We start from the raw sequence: 17,370 nt of genomic DNA on the forward strand, positions 1-17,370 counted from the left end.
ACGTTCAAGGACTTGTGTGATCGCCTGATCTCCGAAAGTGACGCTTTATCAGGAGGACAAGTGGGACGACTCTTCGGCACAGACGGCGTGCGCGGTGTCGCCAACGCGGATCTGACGGCCGAGTTGGCACTCGGCCTCTCCGTCGCCGCGGCGCATGTACTGGCCGAGGCGGGCACGTTCGCGGGGCACCGGCCGACCGCCGTGGTCGGCCGTGACCCGCGCGCGTCCGGGGAGTTCCTCGAGGCCGCCGTGGTCGCGGGCCTGGCCAGCGCGGGCGTGGACGTGCTGCGCGTCGGTGTGCTGCCGACGCCCGCGGTCGCCCATCTCACCGGCGCGCTCGGCGCGGACCTCGGCGTGATGCTCTCCGCCAGCCACAACGCCATGCCCGACAACGGCGTCAAGTTCTTCGCCCGCGGCGGCCACAAGCTCGCCGACGAGCTTGAGGACCGTATCGAGGCGGTCTACGAGGAGCACCGGACGGGCGCTCCGTGGAACCGGCCCACGGGTGCGGGCGTCGGGCGGGTGACGTCGTACGACGAGGGCTTCGAGCAGTACGTCACCCACCTCGTCTCCGTCCTCCCGAACCGTCTCGACGGGCTGAAGGTCGTCCTCGACGAGGCGCACGGCGCCGCGGCGCGGGTCTCGCCGGAGGCGTTCTCGCGGGCCGGTGCGGAGGTCATCACGATCGGTGCCGAGCCTGACGGGCTCAACATCAACGACGGCTGCGGCTCCACGCATCTGGGTCTGCTGCAGGCGGCCGTCGTCGAGCACGGCGCGCATCTCGGGATCGCGCACGACGGTGACGCCGACCGTTGTCTCGCCGTCGACCACACCGGTGCGGAGGTGGACGGCGACCAGATCCTGGCCGTGCTCGCGCTGGCGATGCGGGAACGCTCCGCGCTGCGTGCCGAGACGGTGGTGGCGACGGTGATGTCCAACCTCGGGTTCAAACTGGCCATGGAGCGCGAGGGATTGACGCTCATTCAGACGGCCGTCGGCGACCGGTATGTGCTGGAGGAGATGAAGGAGCACGACTACGCCCTCGGCGGCGAGCAGTCCGGGCACGTCATCATCCTCGATCACGCCACGACCGGTGACGGGACGTTGACCGGGCTGTTGCTGGCGGCGCGGGTCGCGGAGACGGGTCGTACGCTGCGGGATCTTGCTTCTGTGATGGAGCGGTTGCCTCAGGTGCTCATCAATGTGCCGGATGTCGACAGGGCCCGTGTCGGGGACTCGGCCGAGCTTGCGGTCGCCGTGACTGAGGCGGAGCGGGAGCTGGGGGCGACGGGGCGGGTGTTGTTGCGGCCGTCCGGTACCGAGCCGTTGGTGCGGGTGATGGTCGAGGCTGCGGACATCGAGCAGGCTCGGTCCGTGGCCGGGCGGCTGGCGGATGCGGTGAAGTCGGCGCTCGGGTAGTACGGCCGGCTTCCGTCAGTACGGCCGGCTCTGTCAGCACGGCCTTCCTGCTTTGGCGGTACGTTCGCGCTGCCCGGCCCAGAGCCACTTCTGGGCCAGGAGCGTGAGCGTTCCGGCGAGGAGGATGCCCAGCAGATTGAGCAGGAGTTGTTCGGTGGAGCCCCAGGTCTGCTTGGTGTCGCCGTAGCTCAGGGCGACCGCCGCGTTGGCTGCGGCGGGGACCGTGGTCACGGAGATGGCCACGCCCACCAGGGCGCCCGACTTGGCTGAGGTGAGGGACAGGGTGCCCGCGATGCCGGCCAGGACTGCCACGATGAAGGAGAACTCGTCGGGGGCGTAGATGAAGGCCGTGTTGGGCCGGGTGGCATCAAGCTGCTCCTCAGTGAACTCTCCGATCGAGTCCATGAAGAGGCTGAAGGCGACCGTCACCGCCATCGCCACCGCGAAGCCGACCAGAAGCGCGATCAGTGAGCGCAGGGCGAGGCGCGGATGGCGCTGGACGATCGCCGTGGAGAAGCCGGCCAGGGGGCCGAACTCCGGGCCGACCGCCATCGCGCCCACGATCAGGATGGCGTTGTCGAGGACGACACCGCAGGCCGCGATCATCGTGGCGAGCGTGATGAAGGCGACGTAGGTGATCGACAGGGTCGACTCCTCGTGCGTGGCTTCGGCGAGGTGCTCCCACAGGACCGCGTCCGCGGCCTCGCCGGGGGCCTCGTCCTCGGCCTTGTCGGCACGCTTGGACAGCGAAAGGTCGATGTTCTCGACGGCGATGGAGCCGTCCTTGTCGATGTCCAACTCCTGCAGTTTGGTGAGGAGTTCGTCGCCCGCCTCCCGCGCGACGTCGCACATCACCACGTCCCCCGCGGGGTTGCGGGCGGCGCCCGGCAGCACCACGAGGTGGGTGGTGCCGACCGTCTTCTCGATCAGGCGGACCACGTCGTCGGTCTTGCCGGCCGGGGTGATCAGGCGGAGGTGCAGCATGGGGGCAGGGTAGCGGTCACAGCTTGCGCAGACTGAGCCGCTGCACCTTGTGGTCGGGGCCCTTGCGGATGATCAGGGTGGCGCGGCCGCGGGTGGGGGCCACGTTCTCGATGAGGTTCGGCCTGTTGATCGTGCGCCAGGTGGTGCGGGCGTAGTCGAGGGCCTCCTCCTCGGAGACCTGGGTGTACTTGCGGAAGTACGAGGACGGGTTCTGGAAGGCGGTGTCGCGGAGTTTGCGGAACCGGTTCAGGTACCAGCGCTCGATGTCCTCGGGGCGGGCGTCGACGTACACGCTGAAGTCGAAGTAGTCGGCGAGGCCGACGCGGGTGCGGCCGTCCTTGCCGGGGAGGGCGGGCTGCAGGACGTTCAGGCCCTCGACGATCAGGATGTCCGGGCGGCGCACGGTGAGCTTCTGGTCCGGGACGATGTCGTAGATCAGGTGGGAGTAGACGGGGGCCGTGACCTCGTCCTTGCCCGCCTTGATGTCGGCGACGAAACGGGTGAGCGCGCGGCGGTCGTACGACTCGGGGAAACCTTTCCGCGACATCAGGCCGCGGGCCTCCAACTCCTTGGTGGGCAGGAGGAATCCGTCCGTGGTGACCAGCTCCACGCGCGGGTGCTCGGGCCAGCGGGAGAGTAGGGCCTGGAGGAGACGGGCGACCGTGGACTTTCCTACGGCGACCGAGCCGGCGACGCCTATGACGAACGGGGTGCCGGACTGGGAGCCCTTCTCGCCGGTGTCGCCGAGGAAGGTGTTCAGGGCGCCGCGGAGGCCGGCGGTGGCGCCGATGTAGAGGTTGAGGAGCCGGGACAGCGGGAGGTAGATGTCCCGCACCTCGTCGAGGTCGATGACATCGCCGAGGCCGCGCAGCTTCTCGACCTCCTCGGCGGTGAGGGGGAGCGGCGTCTTGTCGCGCAGCGCGCTCCACTCCGTGCGGGTGAGGTCGACGTAGGGAGTCGCCTCCGGCCTGTGCCGGTGGGCGCTCCGGGGCATCGGGGAGACCGGAGAGATCACAGTCCATTGTTACGGGAGTACGAACGGTCGGCGGGGTGGGGTCCGTCACGCGCTCGGTTTTCGGGGCGAACCCGGGCAAGACGGGGAATGTCAGTGCCGTGCGTCACAGTTGTGGGAAAGGTGGGCCCGCGCCGGGATCCATGAACGCCCAGGCCCGGGGTCATGAACAGCGAGGGGTGACGAACGTCGAGGGGTGACCCATGACCTATGCGATTGAGGCGGAAGGCCTGGTCAAACGGTTCAAGGAGACCGAGGCGCTGGCCGGGGTCGATCTGGGGGCCCGCAAGGGCTCGGTGCTCGGGCTGCTCGGTCCCAACGGCGCGGGGAAGACGACCGCCGTGCGGATCTTCGCGACCCTGCTGCGCCCCGACGCCGGCCGGGCTCATGTGGCCGGCCATGACGTGGTCCGGGACGCCGGGGTCGTCCGCGCCCTCGTCGGGCTGACCGGGCAGTACGCGGCGGTGGACGAGAACCTGACCGGCACGGAGAACCTGCTGCTCATCGGTCGGCTGCTCGGCTTGCCGCGGCGGGAGGCCAGGGCGAGGGCGGGTGAGCTGCTGGAGCGCTTCCAGCTGACGGACGCGGCCGGCCGGGCCGTGAAGACCTTCTCCGGCGGCATGCGCAGGCGCCTCGACCTCGCGGCCAGCCTGGTGGGCCGGCCCAGCATCCTCTTCCTCGACGAGCCGACCACCGGCCTGGACCCGCACAGCCGCGGTGAGCTCTGGGACCTGCTGCGGGGCCTGGTCGCGGACGGCGCGACCGCCCTGCTGACCACGCAGTATCTGAACGAGGCCGATGTACTCGCCGACGACATCGTGGTGATCGACAAGGGTCGGGTGATCGCCGAGGGCACCCCGGACCAGCTGAAGTCGCAGGTCGGCGGGCAGGTGCTGCAACTGCGGCCGGTGCTGGCGCAGGACCTTGCGCGGGCGCATCGGCTGGTCGCCCAGGCGGCCGGGCCGCAGACCCAGATCGAGGGCGAGACGATCACGGCCCCGGTGAACGACCCCCAGCTCATGCCGGCCGTGGTGCGCACGCTCGACCGCGAGGGCATCGCGGTGGGCGAACTGGCGCTGCGCCGCTCCTCGCTGGACGAGGTGTTCCTGGCTCTGACGGGGCACCGGGCGGAGCCGGGTGAGCCGGAGAACGACGGCGGTACGGCCGTACGGGACTCGGACGATGAGTTGGAGAAGGCGGTGAGCCGGTCATGACCGCGACCACTGCCACTGCCGCCGCCCCGATCACGGCATCGGGCCGCGTGCGGCCCCTGGCCGGCATCCAGCAGACCTTCACGATGGCCTGGCGCAGCCTGGTCGCCGTCAAGCACAACCCGCTCGAACTGGTCGACTACAGCATCACGCCGATCATGTTCGTGTTCCTCTTCACGTATGTGCTGGGCGGGCAGATGGCCGGATCGCCCGAGGCGTATCTGAAGTACGCGCTGCCCGGGATCATCGTGCAGAACACCCTGTTCATGACCATGTACACGGCCATGGCACTCAACACGGACCTCACGAAGGGCGTCTTCGACCGCCTGCGCAGCCTGCCGATAGCCCGTTCCGCCCCGCTCATCGGACGCATCACCGCGGACCTCGCCAAGCACGTCTGGGCGATGCTGCTGATGATCGGCCTGGGCCTGCTGCTCGGGTTCCGGATAACCGGCGGCTTCGGCGGATTCCTGCTCGGCATCCTGCTGCTGGTCGTCTTCGCCGCGGCCGTCTCCTGGAGCGCGGTGCTGATCGGGATGCTGGCCGGCGACGCGGAGAAGGTACAGGCCTTCGCCTTCACCCTCATCTTCCCCATCACCTTCACCAGCAGCGCCTTCGTCGTCGTCGACACCATGCCCGGCTGGCTCCAGGCCTTCAGCGACGTCAACCCGGTCACGCATCTGTCCGACGCGTTCCGGGGGCTGCTGCTGGGTGGGGCGGTGGCGGAGCCGGTGATGTGGTCGTTGGTGTGGGCTGCGGGGATTGCGCTTGTCTTCTATCCGTTGGCTATGCGGGCTTATCGGGCGAAGACGTGAGGGGGCCCTCTCGCGTGGGGTTGCTCGGAGTCACCGGCGGGGAGTCCTGCCGGGGGCCGTGGAGTAGAACGCCAGGATGATCCCGAGGCCGCCCGCGACCCCGCCGACGACCGCGGGGATCCGGCCGAGGACTACCGCCTCCCTGTGCTGGTCGGCGTATCCGGAGGTGGCGGCCTCGTCGCCCAGGGCCCGCCCTTCGAACTCCACGGTGTCGTCCTCCTCGCCCGCGGGCAGCGGGCCGCGCAGGCCGTACCTGTCGAAGTCGTCGCGCCAGATGTGGACCGTGCCCTGTTGCGTACGGTCGTCAGATCCGAGCGCCTCCCAGGAGCCGTGGCACTCGCCGGCGCCCACCTTGCAGGTCCAACGCTTGGGCACGCTGATGGTCCTCGGCTCGCCGTACTTCCAGATGTACTCCCCTTTACCACGCTCGAGGTACCCCATGAAGGCCACTCACTCCCCCTCGTGAGCGCGCAAGTCGCCGCCACCCTTTGCCCATGCCTGAGCTTCGGTAGGTGCTTGGCGGAGCGTTCGTACTGTGGTGGGAATTTCTGAAATCGGGCAGGTGGAGGCCGTTTCGGGCGTGGGTTCGGTCGTAGGCTGCCGCGCATGTGCGGAATCGTGGGATACGTGGGGTCGCAGTCGGCGCTTGATGTGGTGATGGCCGGGCTGAAGCGGCTGGAGTACCGGGGGTATGACTCGGCGGGTGTCGCCGTGCTCTCGGACGGTGGGATGGCCGCTGCGAAGAGGGCGGGGAAGCTGGTCAATCTGGAGAAGGAACTCCTTGAGCGGCCGTTGCCGACCGGGGCGACCGGGATCGGGCATACGCGGTGGGCCACGCATGGGGGGCCCACCGATGCCAACGCTCATCCGCACCTCGACAACGCCGGGCGCGTCGCCGTCGTGCACAACGGGATCATCGAGAACTTCGCGCTCTTGAGGGCCGAGTTGGCGGAGCGGGGGCATGAGCTGGCCTCCGAGACCGACACCGAGGTCGTCGCCCATCTGCTCGCCGAGGAGTTCTCCGCCTGCGCCGATCTCGCGGAGGCGATGCGGCTGGTGTGCCGGCGGCTGGAGGGGGCGTTCACGCTGGTCGCCGTGCATGCGGATGAGCCCGAGGTGGTGGTGGGGGCTCGGCGGAACTCGCCGCTCGTGGTGGGGGTTGGGGAGGGCGAGGCCTTTCTTGCCTCCGATGTCGCCGCGTTCATCGCTCATACGCGGTCCGCGATCGAGCTGGGGCAGGATCAGGTCGTCGAGCTGCGGCGGGACGGGGTGAGCGTGACCGGGTTCGACGGGCGGCCCGCCGAGGTGCGGTCGTATCACGTTGACTGGGATGCCTCGGCCGCGGAAAAGGGTGGTTACGACTACTTCATGCTCAAGGAGATCGCCGAGCAGCCGAAGGCCGTCGCCGACACGTTGCTGGGGCGTATCGATGCGGCCGGTTCGCTGACGCTGGACGAGGTGCGGATCGCTCCTCAGGTGCTGCGGGAAGTCGACAAGGTCGTCATCGTGGCCTGCGGTACGGCCTTTCACGCCGGGCTCATCGCCAAGTACGCCATCGAGCACTGGACGCGGATTCCCTGCGAGGTGGAGCTGGCGAGCGAGTTCCGGTACCGGGATCCGATTCTCGACCCGCAGTCGCTCGTCATCGCGATCTCGCAGTCCGGCGAGACCATGGACACGCTGATGGCCCTGCGGCATGCGAGGGAACAGGGCTCGAAGGTCCTGGCGATCTGTAACACCAACGGTTCGACGATCCCGCGCGAGTCGGACGCGGTGCTGTACACGCATGCCGGGCCGGAGGTGGCCGTCGCCTCGACCAAGGCCTTTCTGACGCAGCTCGTGGCCTGCTATCTCGTCGCCCTCTATCTGGGGCAGGTGCGCGGGACCAAGTGGGGTGACGAGATCCGGGACGTCATCCGGGACCTGTCCGAGATCTCCGGTGCGGTCGAGCGTGTGCTGGAGACCATGACGCCCGTACGGGGGCTTGCGCGCAGCCTCGCCGAGAAGGACACCGTGTTGTTCCTGGGGCGGCACGTCGGGTATCCGGTCGCGCTGGAAGGTGCGTTGAAGCTCAAGGAGCTTGCGTATATGCACGCCGAGGGCTTTGCGGCGGGGGAGTTGAAGCACGGGCCGATCGCCCTGATTGAGGCTGATGTGCCGGTGGTTGTTGTGGTGCCTTCGCCTCGGGGGCGGTCCGTTCTCCACGACAAGATCGTGTCCAACATCCAGGAGATTCGGGCTCGGGGGGCGCGGACCATCGTCATCGCGGAGGAGGGGGACGAGGCGGTGGTGCCGTATGCGGATCACTTGATTCGGATTCCGGCTACGCCGACATTGCTGCAGCCGTTGGTGGCCACGGTGCCGCTTCAGGTGTTCGCGTGTGAGTTGGCTACCGCCCGGGGCAACGAGGTGGATCAGCCTCGGAACCTGGCGAAGTCGGTGACGGTGGAGTGAGCCGGCTTTAGGGCTTCGATGAAGGGCGTGAAGGCTCCGGCCGGGAAGGTGATGGTCGCGCCGGCCGGGGTCTTTGAGTCGCGGATGGCTATGTGGGTGGGGGAGTTGGCGATTTCCACGCAGGAGTCGCCGTCGCCAGGGCCTGAGTAGGACGACTTCCGCCAGTTGTCGGGGGTGTCCATGGGATGCCTCACAGCTCCTTCGCCAACCTGTGGATGAAGTCACGCGAACGCTGGGGGTCGAGCGACGCGCCCTCCACCTTACGGAGGAGTGTTCGAAAGGCGCCGAGCTGGCCTTCGGAATCGATGAACACCGCGCCATGCGGGCCATCGCGTACGACTGTGTCCAACTTGGGTACGGGGCCTCCCGCATACGTCATGGCGCTCGCGGCGCCGGCGAACCCCTCCAGGTCGAAGGGGATGACGCGCACGGTGATGTGGTCCGCCTCGGAGATTTCGATGAGGCGGGTGAGCTGGGACCGTGAGGTGGCGCGGTCGCCCACCATGATGCGCAGCGCGGCCTCGTGGATAACGGCCTCGTACTCTGTGGGGGCCGGGCTTTCGAGGATCACCTTGCGTTGCATCCGGTGCCGGACGCGCAACTCCAGCTCTTCTTCGGGAAGTTCGGGGACCCTGTAGGAGAAGACGGCACGGGCGTAATCCTCCGTCTGCAGTGGGCCGGGGATGTACAGGAACTGTGCCTCGCGCAGGAACGTGGCGTGGTGCTCCAACTCGGCGAGATCGAGGAATGGTGTGGGCAACAAGCCTCGGTATTCCTCCCACCAACCGCGTGTCCGGTCGGTCGCCATGGCGATCAGGGCGCCGATGAGGGCTTCGTCGGTACACACGTAGTGGGCTGCGAGGCGGCGCAGCCGCTGCTCGCTCACGCCCGCCAGGCCGGATTCGATGTGGCTGATTTGGACACGACCAGTCCCGAGCAGCGCTGCGGCCTCGGTGGCGCTGAGGCCTGCCGCGTCGCGGAGCCTGCGCAGTTCGACCGCCAGACGCATCTGGCGTGCCGTGGGTTCGTGCCTGAGAACCATCGATCGCTCCTCGGTTCAACACGCCTGCCAGCGTGCCTCGTTCGGGGGTCAGATTACGCGATCGGCTTGCTCCGTATGACAGGTTAGGTCTACCGTCGGTGACGTAGCGCATACTCAGCGGAAGCGCACCGCCCCGTCCTGCCATGACGGCTGCGGCACTGCCACCGCAACTCCCCACCAACCCGAACGGAGCTCACGCATGCCCGAAAACGAACCCTGGGAGTACACGCTCTACATCCCGAACGACGTCCGAGCCGTCACCGTCTCCCGCCGCACCCTCCGCCTCATCCTCACCATGCACGGCCTCATCAGCCTCGTCGACACCGCGGAGCTTCTCGCCACCGAGCTGGTTGCCAACGCCGTACGTCACACCAAGGGGCCCGCGGCCCTACGGGTGCGATGGGCGGCCGGTGTGCTGCGGATCGGGGCGTGGGACGCCGACCCCGAACCGCCGGAGCCGCCGGGGGAGTTGGAGCGACTCGGGGAGGGCGAGGAGGGGCGAGGGCTGGCCCTCGTTCGTGCGGGCCTGCGCCGATGTGTGGGGTTGGCAGCCGCTCACCAGGCACGGCAACCGCGGCAAATACGTGTGGTGTGAGCTGACTTCGGCGGCGTGAACGGCATCAAGGTTGCACACATGGTCACATCAACTCACCAGGACAGCTGAGCGATGACGGATCCGCGAGACAACCGAGAAGGCAGCCAACGGGACGAGCCGCCTGAGTTGCCCGCCGTCCTCCAGTTGCTGCGGGACGGGCCGCCGGAGCTGGCCGACCTGCTCCGCTTCACGATGACGAGCCAAATGCTGGGCATCCCCCAGGAGAAGGTTCAGGGGGACTTCCTCTTCGGCCTTGAAAGCCTCAGGCAGAGGGGGCTCCTTCCCCTGGACGACGTGGCCCGGGTGCGCGCAAGAACCTCGGGCTTGGCCCCAGACCACCGTGAGCAATGGGCCGCAGGCTATGCCGCCGGATATCTCGCAGCATGGGCCGCTGCGATCTTGCGGATCTTGGACACTCGCGGCGTCAAGTTCGACAAACACCTCCACCGAGCCCTCCACCTATGCCCCGACACGGATGCGCTCACCCGTTTCCTGGACCGTGCCGTCACCGCGACGCACGAGGCTGATCTGGTCGCCGGGGAACCGGGCCTGGCGGCGCTCGGTGGGTCGTAGAGTGCCCGGATGAGCATCATCGGTGTCGGAATCGACGTGGCCGAGATCGACCGGTTCGAGGCGTCGCTGAAGCGGACGCCCGGGATGGCGGAACGGCTGTTTGTGGAAAGCGAGTTGCTGCTTCCCAGCGGGGAGCGGCGGGGGGTTGCCTCGCTCGCCGCCCGCTTCGCCGCCAAGGAGGCGCTGGCCAAGGCGCTCGGCGCGCCGCCCGGCCTGCACTGGACGGATGCCGAGGTGTACATCGAGGACAGCGGGCAGCCGCGGTTGCGGGTGACGGGGACGGTGGCGGCGCGGGCGGCGGAGCTGGGGGTGCGGGCCTGGCATGTGTCGTTGAGCCATGACGCGGGGGTGGCCTCGGCGGTGGTCGTGGCTGAGGCGTAGCGACCTGAAGAAGTGACCGTTTCGAGAGAGACTCGATCCCATGCGTACTGCGTACAGCGTGGAGACGGTCAGGGCCGCCGAGCGGGAACTCATGGCGCGGCTGCCCGAGGGGGCGTTGATGCAGCGGGCCGCGGCCGGACTGGCCGTTGCCTGCGGGCAGTTGATGGGGCGGGTGTACGGCAGCCGGGTGGTGCTGCTGGTCGGCAGTGGGGACAACGGTGGCGACGCGCTGTACGCGGGGGCGCGGCTGGCCCGGCGTGGTGCGGGGGTCTCGGCGGTGCTGCTGTCGCCCGAGCGGGCGCACGCCGGGGGGCTCGCGGCGCTGCGCCGGGCGGGTGGCCGGGCTGTGCGGGCGGGTGACGCCGAGCAGTTGATCGCGGCGGCCGATCTCGTTGTCGACGGCATCGTCGGGATCGGTGGGAAGGGTGGGCTGCGGGCGGAGGCCGTATCGCTGGCTTCGGTGGTCGCGGATTCGCTTGCTGCCGTTGTCGCCGTTGATTTGCCCAGTGGCGTCGACGCCGATACCGGTGAGGTGCGGGGTGCGGCCATCCGCGCCAATCTGACCGTGACCTTCGGGACGCACAAGCCGGGGTTGCTGATCGATCCGGCGCGGGAGTACGCCGGGTCGGTGCGGCTCGTCGACATCGGGCTCGAACTGCCTGTCGAGGCCGAGTTGGAGGCTTTGCAGCACGCGGATGTGGCGGCGCTGCTGCCGGTGCCGGGCGGGGAGAGCGACAAGTACCGGCGGGGCGTCGTCGGGATCGCCGCCGGGTCCGCGCGGTATCCGGGGGCGGCGGTGCTGGCTGTGGCGGGGGCGTTGCGGGGTGGGGCCGGGGCCGTGCGGTACGTCGGGCCGGCCGCGGATGCCGTGATCTCCCGTTTCCCCGAGACGCTGGTGTCCGACAAGGGGCCCAAGCAGGCGGGGCGGGTGCAGGCGTGGGTCGTGGGGCCCGGGGCCGGGGACGATGCGTCGGCTGTGGGGGAGGTGTTGCGGGCGGATGTGCCGGTGCTGGTGGATGCGGACGGGTTGCGGCTTGCGGATCCGGATGTCGTACGTCGTCGTAACGCGCCGACGCTGATGACTCCCCATGCTGGGGAAGCCGCCGCGCTGTTGGGGGTTGCGCGGGAGGAGGTCGAGGGGGCTCGGCTGTTTTTCGCGCGGGAGTTGGCGGGGCGGTATGCGGCGGCGGTGTTGCTGAAGGGGTCGACGACGTTGGTTGTGGATACGGGGAGTGGGGCGGCGGTGAGGGTGAATCCGACGGGGACGGCTTGGCTGGCTACCGCGGGGAGTGGGGACGTGTTGTCGGGGTTGGCGGGGTCTTTGCTGGCGGCGGGGCTTTCGGCTGTCGATGCGGGGAGTGTGGCGGCGTATCTGCATGGGCTGGCGGGGCGGTTTGCGGCGGATGGGGCGCCGGTGGGGGCGCATGACGTTGCGGAGGCGATTCCGGGGGCGTGGAGGGATGTACGGGGGTGAGGGGGCGGGGGCTGTTCGGCGCCCGGGGTTGGGCTGGGCGGGGGTGAGTCGCGTGGCCCGGCGTGGGGGCTGAGGCGGGGTGGGTCGCGCGGCCCGGCGCTGACGGGGTGCCGCGGATTGGCGTCGGCCGGGGGTAAGTCGCGCGGCCCGGCGCTGACGGGGTGCCGCCTGCGCCCACCCGTGCCGCCCCAGGCGGCACGCATGCCCGCAGCTACGGCAGCGGTACGCATTCCTGCGGCTGAGGGCTACGGCAGCGGCACGTATGCCCGCAGCTTGGGCGGGGGCGGTGCGCGCAGCTTCGGCAGCGGCACGCATGCCCGCAGCTGGGCGGATGGGTGCAGGCTGCGTACGGGTGATGCCTCCCGCGCGGCTCCCCAGCACCGTCGAGGCCGCGCGCTTATGTGAGCGCATGATCAGTGGACGTCTTGTGCGCCGGAGTGTCGCGGTTTTGTTGGCCGTTGTCACTGTGATTCCTGTGGGGAGCGCCGCTGCGGAACCTGGGCCGAATGCAGCTGGTGTGGAAGGGGAGTTGGTGCCGGGGGAGAGTGCGACCGGCGATGAATTGGATGCCGTCGAGACGGAGCTCAGGGACGCGGCCGACAGGGCGTCTGCGTTTTTTGAGGATGTTCCGGTCGACGAGGAGATCGTGCCGGACAGCTGCCCCGACTTCACCGGGCCTTATCAGCGGCAGGTCGAGCGGTACCTGAAGTTGAAGGTGGACGGGAAGCAGTCGGAGAGGGACTGCGACGCGATCCGGGCGTTTCAGGAGAAGCAGGGGATCGAGGTCGACGGATATGCCGGGCCCCTTACGTGGGCGTGGACGCAGGTCGCCGCCGCGAAGAAGAACCCCAATGCCGCGAAGAAGTGCCCGGTACGGACGTATCGCGTCGCCTGTGTCGATCTCAGCCGGCAGTTGACCTGGGTGCAGAAGGGGAAGAAGGTCGTGTTCGGGCCGGTGCCCATGCGCAGTGGGCGGGCCGGGCATCGGACTCGTGTCGGATGGCACACGATCCACTGGCGGCACAAGAATCACTACTCGACGCTCTACAAGTCCCCTATGCCGTACGCCCAGTTCTTCAGCGGCGGTCAGGCGTTCCACGCCGTCCACGGCACCATCTTCACCACCGTCGGCTCCCGAGGCTGCGTCAGCTTGCGCCACGGCGACGCCCGCAAGCTGTGGGGCCTGCTGAAGAAGGGCGATCGGGTGTACGTGTGGGGGCGTCGGCCGATCTGAGCGCGAGGCGACGGCCGTAACTCGTGTGCGCGCGTTGTGATTGCGGCCGTCGCTCGCAAACGGTAGGGCGGGAAATTGGCGCTTCCTAGGTGAAGAAACCACCGAAGGGAGCAATACCGGTCGGCCGAGTGTGCGGAGAAGAAATGGGGGATGGTTCGCTGGCGGCATGAGTGAATCAGACATACGTGATGCTACTCGGCGTGAAGTGCTGGGAGGGGCGGCCGTTGTTCTGGGGGGCGCCGTCCTTGGGAAGCGCGCGAGCGATTCTGATTCGGGTGACTGGGGTGAGGAACCGGCCGGGAGTTGTGGCATCGAGTACGACGAGGAATTCGAGGCCCTGCTCGCGGCCGTGGAGGAACCCCAGGACTGGGTGGACCCGGACGAAGACGTGTACCGCGCTCCCAAGAAATGGCGCCGTCCGGTGCGGCGGCGGGTCAAGGTCACGGCGCGTTACCGGATGCGGGGGAATTGGGCGGTCGGGTATCACACCGGAATCGACCTCGCCGTACCGAGGGGAACCCCGGTCTATTCGGTGGGCCCCGGTGTCGTGGTGCTGGCCCGGTGGTCGGGGTCGTACGGCAAGGCCGTGACGGTGAAGATGAGTGACCGCCGGTATGTCGTCTACGCCCATCTGTCGCGTATCTCCGTGGAGCGGGGCGACAAGGTTCGGCCCGGCACGCGGCTCGGCAACAGCGGCAGCACCGGCCGTGCGACCGGGCCGCATCTGCATTTCGAGGTGCGCACCCGCCGCAAGTACGGCTCGGACATCGATCCGGTGAAATATCTGGCCCGGCACGGACTGCGACTCTGACCCGCCCGCCCGCCCGCATGCAGTCGCAGTCGCAGTGGTGATGGCGTCCGCTGAGCGCCCCAGGGGCACGCAGGGCCGCCCGGCCCGGGAATCTTGTGCGGGCCGGCGCGGTCAGGATTCCCGTGCCACTCGGCGGGAGCCGTCACAGCCAGCCACCGGCGGCCGGAGAGCTCGACCGTCAGACCCCTCTGAGACACTGAGGGCGCCATGACTGAGAACGCACCGCCGCCGACCGCCCCGCTGCGTGCCCGCGCCGAGATCGACCTGGCCGCGCTGCGGGCCAATGTGCGGGCCCTGCGTGCCCTGGCACCGGGTGCGCAGCTGATGGCCGTGGTGAAGTCCGACGCCTACGGGCATGGCGCGGTGCCGTGCGCCCGCGCGGCTGTCGAGGCCGGGGCGAGCTGGCTGGGAACCGCCACTCCCGAGGAGGCCCTCGCGCTGCGGGCCGCCGGTGTGCCGGGGCGGATCATGTGCTGGCTGTGGACCCCGGGCGGGCCCTGGCGCGAGGCCATCGAGGCCGACCTCGATGTATCCGTCAGCGGTATGTGGGCTCTACAGGAAGTGACCGCTGCCGCTCAGCAGACGATGACCCGCACCCGCACCCCCGCCCGCGTCCAGCTCAAGGCCGACACCGGCCTCGGGCGGGGCGGCTGCCAGCCCGGTGGCGACTGGGCCGAACTGGTCGGCGCCGCCCTGCGCGCCGAGCAGGACGGACTCATCCGCATCACCGGGCTCTGGTCGCACTTCGCCTGCGCCGACGAGCCCGGGCATCCGTCCATCGACGCCCAGCTCGGCCGCTTCCGGGAGATGGTGTCGTACGCCGAGGAGCAGGGCGTGCGGCCCGAGGTGCGGCACATCGCCAATTCGCCCGCTACTCTCACGCGGCCCGACAGCCACTTCGACCTCGTCCGCGCCGGGATCGCCGTCTACGGCATCTCACCCAGCCCGGAGATCGGCGGCCCGACCGACTTCGGGCTGCGGCCGGTGATGACGCTGTCGGCGTCGGTCGCGTTGGTGAAGCACGTGCCGGGCGGGCACGGCGTGAGTTACGGGCATCACTACACCACCCCCGGCGAGACCACCCTCGGCCTGGTGCCCGTGGGCTACGCGGACGGCATCCCGCGGCACGCCTCCGGGACCGGGCCGGTCATGATCGGCGGCAAGTGGCGTACGGTCGCGGGGCGGATCGCGATGGATCAGTTCGTCGTGGATCTGGGGGGCGACGAGCCCGTGACCGGGACCGAGGCGGTCCTCTTCGGGCCCGGCGACCGCGGTGAGCCCACCGCCGAGGACTGGGCGCAGGCCGCGGGCACCATCGCGTACGAAATCGTCACCCGCATCGGAACCCGTGTCCCCCGCGTCTATGTGAACGAGGAACAAGCGGGGTAGACGCCAGGAGGCGTGCACCGCAGTCAGCACCAGCCATCCGGCGACCAGCAGTACGGCGAAGAGGAGCGATTCGTGAGCGAGAGCAGTGCGGAGGCCGTAGCGAACGCCGCCTCGGCGGCCGTCGCCTCCGCCACGGGGGCGGCCGGGAACTGGCGCCGGGTGACCGGTATCGCGGGTGCCGCGATCGGCGTGGTCGCCGCGGGCGCGGCGGCCGGCGTCGCGATCGAACGCATGACGGTCGGCCGCGGGATGCGGCAGAAGGCCCGCCTCGCCCTGGACTCGGCCGGACCGTACGGCGCCCTGCGCGGCACCCCCGGCAAGGCGTACGCCGACGACGGCACCGAGCTGTACTACGAGGTCGACGACGTCGAACCCCAGGAGGGGCTCACCCCGCGGCGCCGGCGGCTCTTCGGCCGTAAGGCCCCCGCCCCGGTCACCGTCGTCTTCAGCCACGGCTACTGCCTCAGCCAGGACTCCTGGCACTTCCAGCGCGCGGCGCTCAGGGGTGTCGTACGGACGGTGCACTGGGACCAGCGCAGCCACGGCCGGTCCGCGCGCGGGGTGTCGCAGGTCCAGGACGGCATGCCGATCACCATCGACCAGCTGGGCCGCGATCTGAAGGCCGTGATCGACGCGGCCGTCCCCGAGGGGCCGATCGTGCTGGTCGGGCACTCCATGGGCGGGATGACCGTGATGGCGCTGGCCGCCCAGTTCCCCGAGCTGGTCCGGGAGCGGGTCACCGCCGTCGCGCTGATCGGTACGTCGTCGGGGAAGCTCGGCGAGGTCAACTTCGGGCTGCCGGTCGCGGGCGTCAACGCCGTGCGTCGCGTGCTCCCCGGAGTGCTGAAAGCGCTGGGGCAGCAGGCGGCGCTGGTCGAGCGGGGGCGGCGGGCCACCGCCGATCTGTTCGCCGGGATCATCAAGCGGTACTCGTTCGCGTCCCGGGACGTCGATCCGGCGGTCGCGCGGTTCGCCGAGCGGATGATCGAGGGCACGCCGATCGACGTGGTCGCCGAGTTCTACCCGGCCTTCGCGGACCACGACAAGACCGAGGCGCTCGCGTATTTCGCCGATCTGCCGGTGCTGGTGCTGGCCGGGGTCAAGGACCTCGTCACGCCCAGTGAGCACAGCGAGGCCATCGCCGACCTGTTGCCGGACGCCGAGCTGGTGCTCGTCCCGGACGCCGGTCACCTGGTGATGCTGGAGCACCCGGAAGTGGTCACCGACCGTCTCGCCGACCTGCTCACCCGCGCGGGTGCCGTGCCGGCAGGGGCTACCGTAAGTGGCTATGGAAGCAGTACCGCACAGCCAGGCTGAGCCGGGCGTCCAGAACCTCACCGTCACCTCTCCCGACCAGATGCGGGAACTCGGCCGCCGCCTCGCCAAGCTGCTGCGCGCCGGTGACCTCGTGATGCTCAGCGGGGAGCTCGGCGCGGGCAAGACGACGCTGACCCGGGGGCTGGGTGAAGGGCTCGGGGTCCGGGGGGCCGTCACCTCACCGACGTTCGTGATCGCGCGCGTGCATCCGTCGCTGGGGGACGGGCCGCCGCTGGTCCACGTCGACGCGTACCGCCTCGGTGGCGGCCTCGACGAGATGGAGGACCTCGACCTCGATGTCTCGCTGCCCGAGTCGGTGATCGTCGTGGAGTGGGGCGAGGGCAAGGTCGAGGAGCTGACCGACGACCGGTTGCAGGTCGACATCCACCGGGCCGTCGGCGACACGGCGGACGAGGTTCGGCGGGTGACGCTGACCGGGCTGGGGGAGCGCTGGGCCAACGCGGACCTCAGCGTGCTGTCGGCGTGAGCGTGAACGTTCCGACAAGGCGTCGGCAAGTTATTGCTTTCGGGGTCTTACGCGTGGTCACATGGTACCCAGTCTGTAGTTAGGTCTACCTAACTACGTCCGCCCCCGTCCCTCAGGAGGCGTCCATGTCGGTTTCGGAACGCAGTGTGGAGAACGACCGCCACGAGGTCCG

17 protein-coding genes and 1 pseudogene are annotated in these 17,370 nt (G+C 69.5%); 13 read left to right on the forward strand and 5 right to left on the reverse strand.

Annotation, left to right across the window (positions count from 1 at the left end):
* Window positions 1–60: 60 nt before the first annotated feature.
* Entirely contained in the window at window positions 61–1,419 is a 1,359-nt protein-coding gene (gene glmM, locus KCH48_RS11620) for a phosphoglucosamine mutase (protein WP_210572765.1), read from the forward strand.
* 33 nt (window positions 1,420–1,452) lie between these two features.
* Here the strand turns inward: glmM and KCH48_RS11625 are convergent, their stop codons facing one another.
* Window positions 1,453–2,403 (reverse strand): DUF389 domain-containing protein, encoded by a 951-nt coding sequence (locus KCH48_RS11625; RefSeq protein ID WP_210572767.1) that lies wholly within the window; start codon window positions 2,401–2,403, stop codon window positions 1,453–1,455.
* A gap of 16 nt (window positions 2,404–2,419) precedes the next feature.
* A complete protein-coding gene (coaA, locus tag KCH48_RS11630; RefSeq protein ID WP_210572772.1) occupies window positions 2,420–3,397 on the reverse strand; it encodes a type I pantothenate kinase in 978 nt (325 codons plus the stop codon).
* 221 nt (window positions 3,398–3,618) lie between these two features.
* On the opposite strand from coaA, the gene KCH48_RS11635 reads away from it, so the two are divergent.
* Together KCH48_RS11635 and KCH48_RS11640 are read left to right on the forward strand one after the other, a co-directional pair.
* A complete protein-coding gene (locus tag KCH48_RS11635; RefSeq protein ID WP_210572774.1) occupies window positions 3,619–4,629 on the forward strand; it encodes an ATP-binding cassette domain-containing protein in 1,011 nt (336 codons plus the stop codon).
* Window positions 4,626–5,441 (forward strand): ABC transporter permease, encoded by an 816-nt coding sequence (locus tag KCH48_RS11640; protein WP_210572776.1) that lies wholly within the window; start codon window positions 4,626–4,628, stop codon window positions 5,439–5,441. The genes KCH48_RS11635 and KCH48_RS11640 overlap by 4 nt, the downstream gene beginning before the upstream one ends.
* Window positions 5,442–5,471: 30 nt before the next feature.
* On the opposite strand, the gene KCH48_RS11645 is transcribed toward KCH48_RS11640, so the two are convergent.
* Window positions 5,472–5,882 carry a hypothetical protein gene (locus KCH48_RS11645; protein ID WP_210572778.1) on the reverse strand — a complete coding sequence of 137 codons (411 nt, stop codon included), beginning with the start codon at window positions 5,880–5,882 and terminating at the stop codon, window positions 5,472–5,474.
* Between the two features lie 165 nt (window positions 5,883–6,047).
* Here KCH48_RS11645 and glmS point away from each other — a divergent pair, with 165 nt between their 5' ends.
* Window positions 6,048–7,895 (forward strand): glutamine--fructose-6-phosphate transaminase (isomerizing), encoded by a 1,848-nt coding sequence (gene glmS / locus KCH48_RS11650; RefSeq protein ID WP_210572780.1) that lies wholly within the window; start codon window positions 6,048–6,050, stop codon window positions 7,893–7,895.
* Here glmS and KCH48_RS11655 read toward each other — a convergent pair.
* The gene (locus tag KCH48_RS11655; protein WP_210572782.1) at window positions 7,856–8,077 is read right to left on the reverse strand and encodes a DUF397 domain-containing protein; all 222 of its coding nucleotides are present in this window, start codon (window positions 8,075–8,077) and stop codon (window positions 7,856–7,858) included. The genes glmS and KCH48_RS11655 overlap by 40 nt on opposite strands.
* An 8-nt stretch (window positions 8,078–8,085) precedes the next feature.
* Window positions 8,086–8,937 (reverse strand): helix-turn-helix transcriptional regulator, encoded by an 852-nt coding sequence (locus KCH48_RS11660; protein WP_210572784.1) that lies wholly within the window; start codon window positions 8,935–8,937, stop codon window positions 8,086–8,088.
* Window positions 8,938–9,136: 199 nt separating this feature from the next.
* On the opposite strand from KCH48_RS11660, the pseudogene KCH48_RS11665 reads away from it, so the two are divergent.
* The 9 genes and pseudogenes from KCH48_RS11665 (at window position 9,137) to tsaE (ending at window position 17,198) form a co-directional block, all read left to right on the forward strand.
* A pseudogene (locus KCH48_RS11665) lies at window positions 9,137–9,551 on the forward strand (ATP-binding protein).
* Window positions 9,552–9,604: 53 nt separating this feature from the next.
* The gene (locus KCH48_RS11670) at window positions 9,605–10,105 is read left to right on the forward strand and encodes a hypothetical protein (protein WP_210572786.1); all 501 of its coding nucleotides are present in this window, start codon (window positions 9,605–9,607) and stop codon (window positions 10,103–10,105) included.
* A gap of 9 nt (window positions 10,106–10,114) precedes the next feature.
* A complete protein-coding gene (locus KCH48_RS11675) occupies window positions 10,115–10,486 on the forward strand; it encodes a holo-ACP synthase (RefSeq protein ID WP_210572788.1) in 372 nt (123 codons plus the stop codon).
* A gap of 40 nt (window positions 10,487–10,526) precedes the next feature.
* Window positions 10,527–11,960: an NAD(P)H-hydrate dehydratase gene (locus KCH48_RS11680; protein WP_210572794.1), complete on the forward strand. Its 1,434-nt coding sequence runs from the start codon at window positions 10,527–10,529 to the stop codon at window positions 11,958–11,960.
* Between the two features lie 409 nt (window positions 11,961–12,369).
* A complete protein-coding gene (locus tag KCH48_RS11685) occupies window positions 12,370–13,194 on the forward strand; it encodes a L,D-transpeptidase family protein (RefSeq protein ID WP_210572992.1) in 825 nt (274 codons plus the stop codon).
* 166 nt (window positions 13,195–13,360) lie between these two features.
* Window positions 13,361–14,005 (forward strand): M23 family metallopeptidase, encoded by a 645-nt coding sequence (locus KCH48_RS11690; protein ID WP_210572796.1) that lies wholly within the window; start codon window positions 13,361–13,363, stop codon window positions 14,003–14,005.
* Between the two features lie 207 nt (window positions 14,006–14,212).
* On the forward strand, window positions 14,213–15,394 hold the full coding sequence (gene alr / locus KCH48_RS11695; protein WP_210572798.1) for an alanine racemase: 1,182 nt from the start codon (window positions 14,213–14,215) through the stop codon (window positions 15,392–15,394).
* Between the two features lie 72 nt (window positions 15,395–15,466).
* On the forward strand, window positions 15,467–16,711 hold the full coding sequence (locus tag KCH48_RS11700) for an alpha/beta fold hydrolase (protein ID WP_210572803.1): 1,245 nt from the start codon (window positions 15,467–15,469) through the stop codon (window positions 16,709–16,711).
* Complete coding sequence (tsaE, locus tag KCH48_RS11705; protein ID WP_210572809.1) at window positions 16,683–17,198, forward strand: tRNA (adenosine(37)-N6)-threonylcarbamoyltransferase complex ATPase subunit type 1 TsaE; 516 nt, start codon at window positions 16,683–16,685, stop codon at window positions 17,196–17,198. Before KCH48_RS11700 ends, tsaE begins: the two co-directional genes overlap by 29 nt.
* Window positions 17,199–17,370: the final 172 nt, after the last annotated feature.

This window comes from Streptomyces sp. GESEQ-4 (assembly GCF_017948455.1).
In the GTDB taxonomy this organism is placed as follows: Bacteria; Actinomycetota; Actinomycetes; order Streptomycetales; family Streptomycetaceae; genus Streptomyces.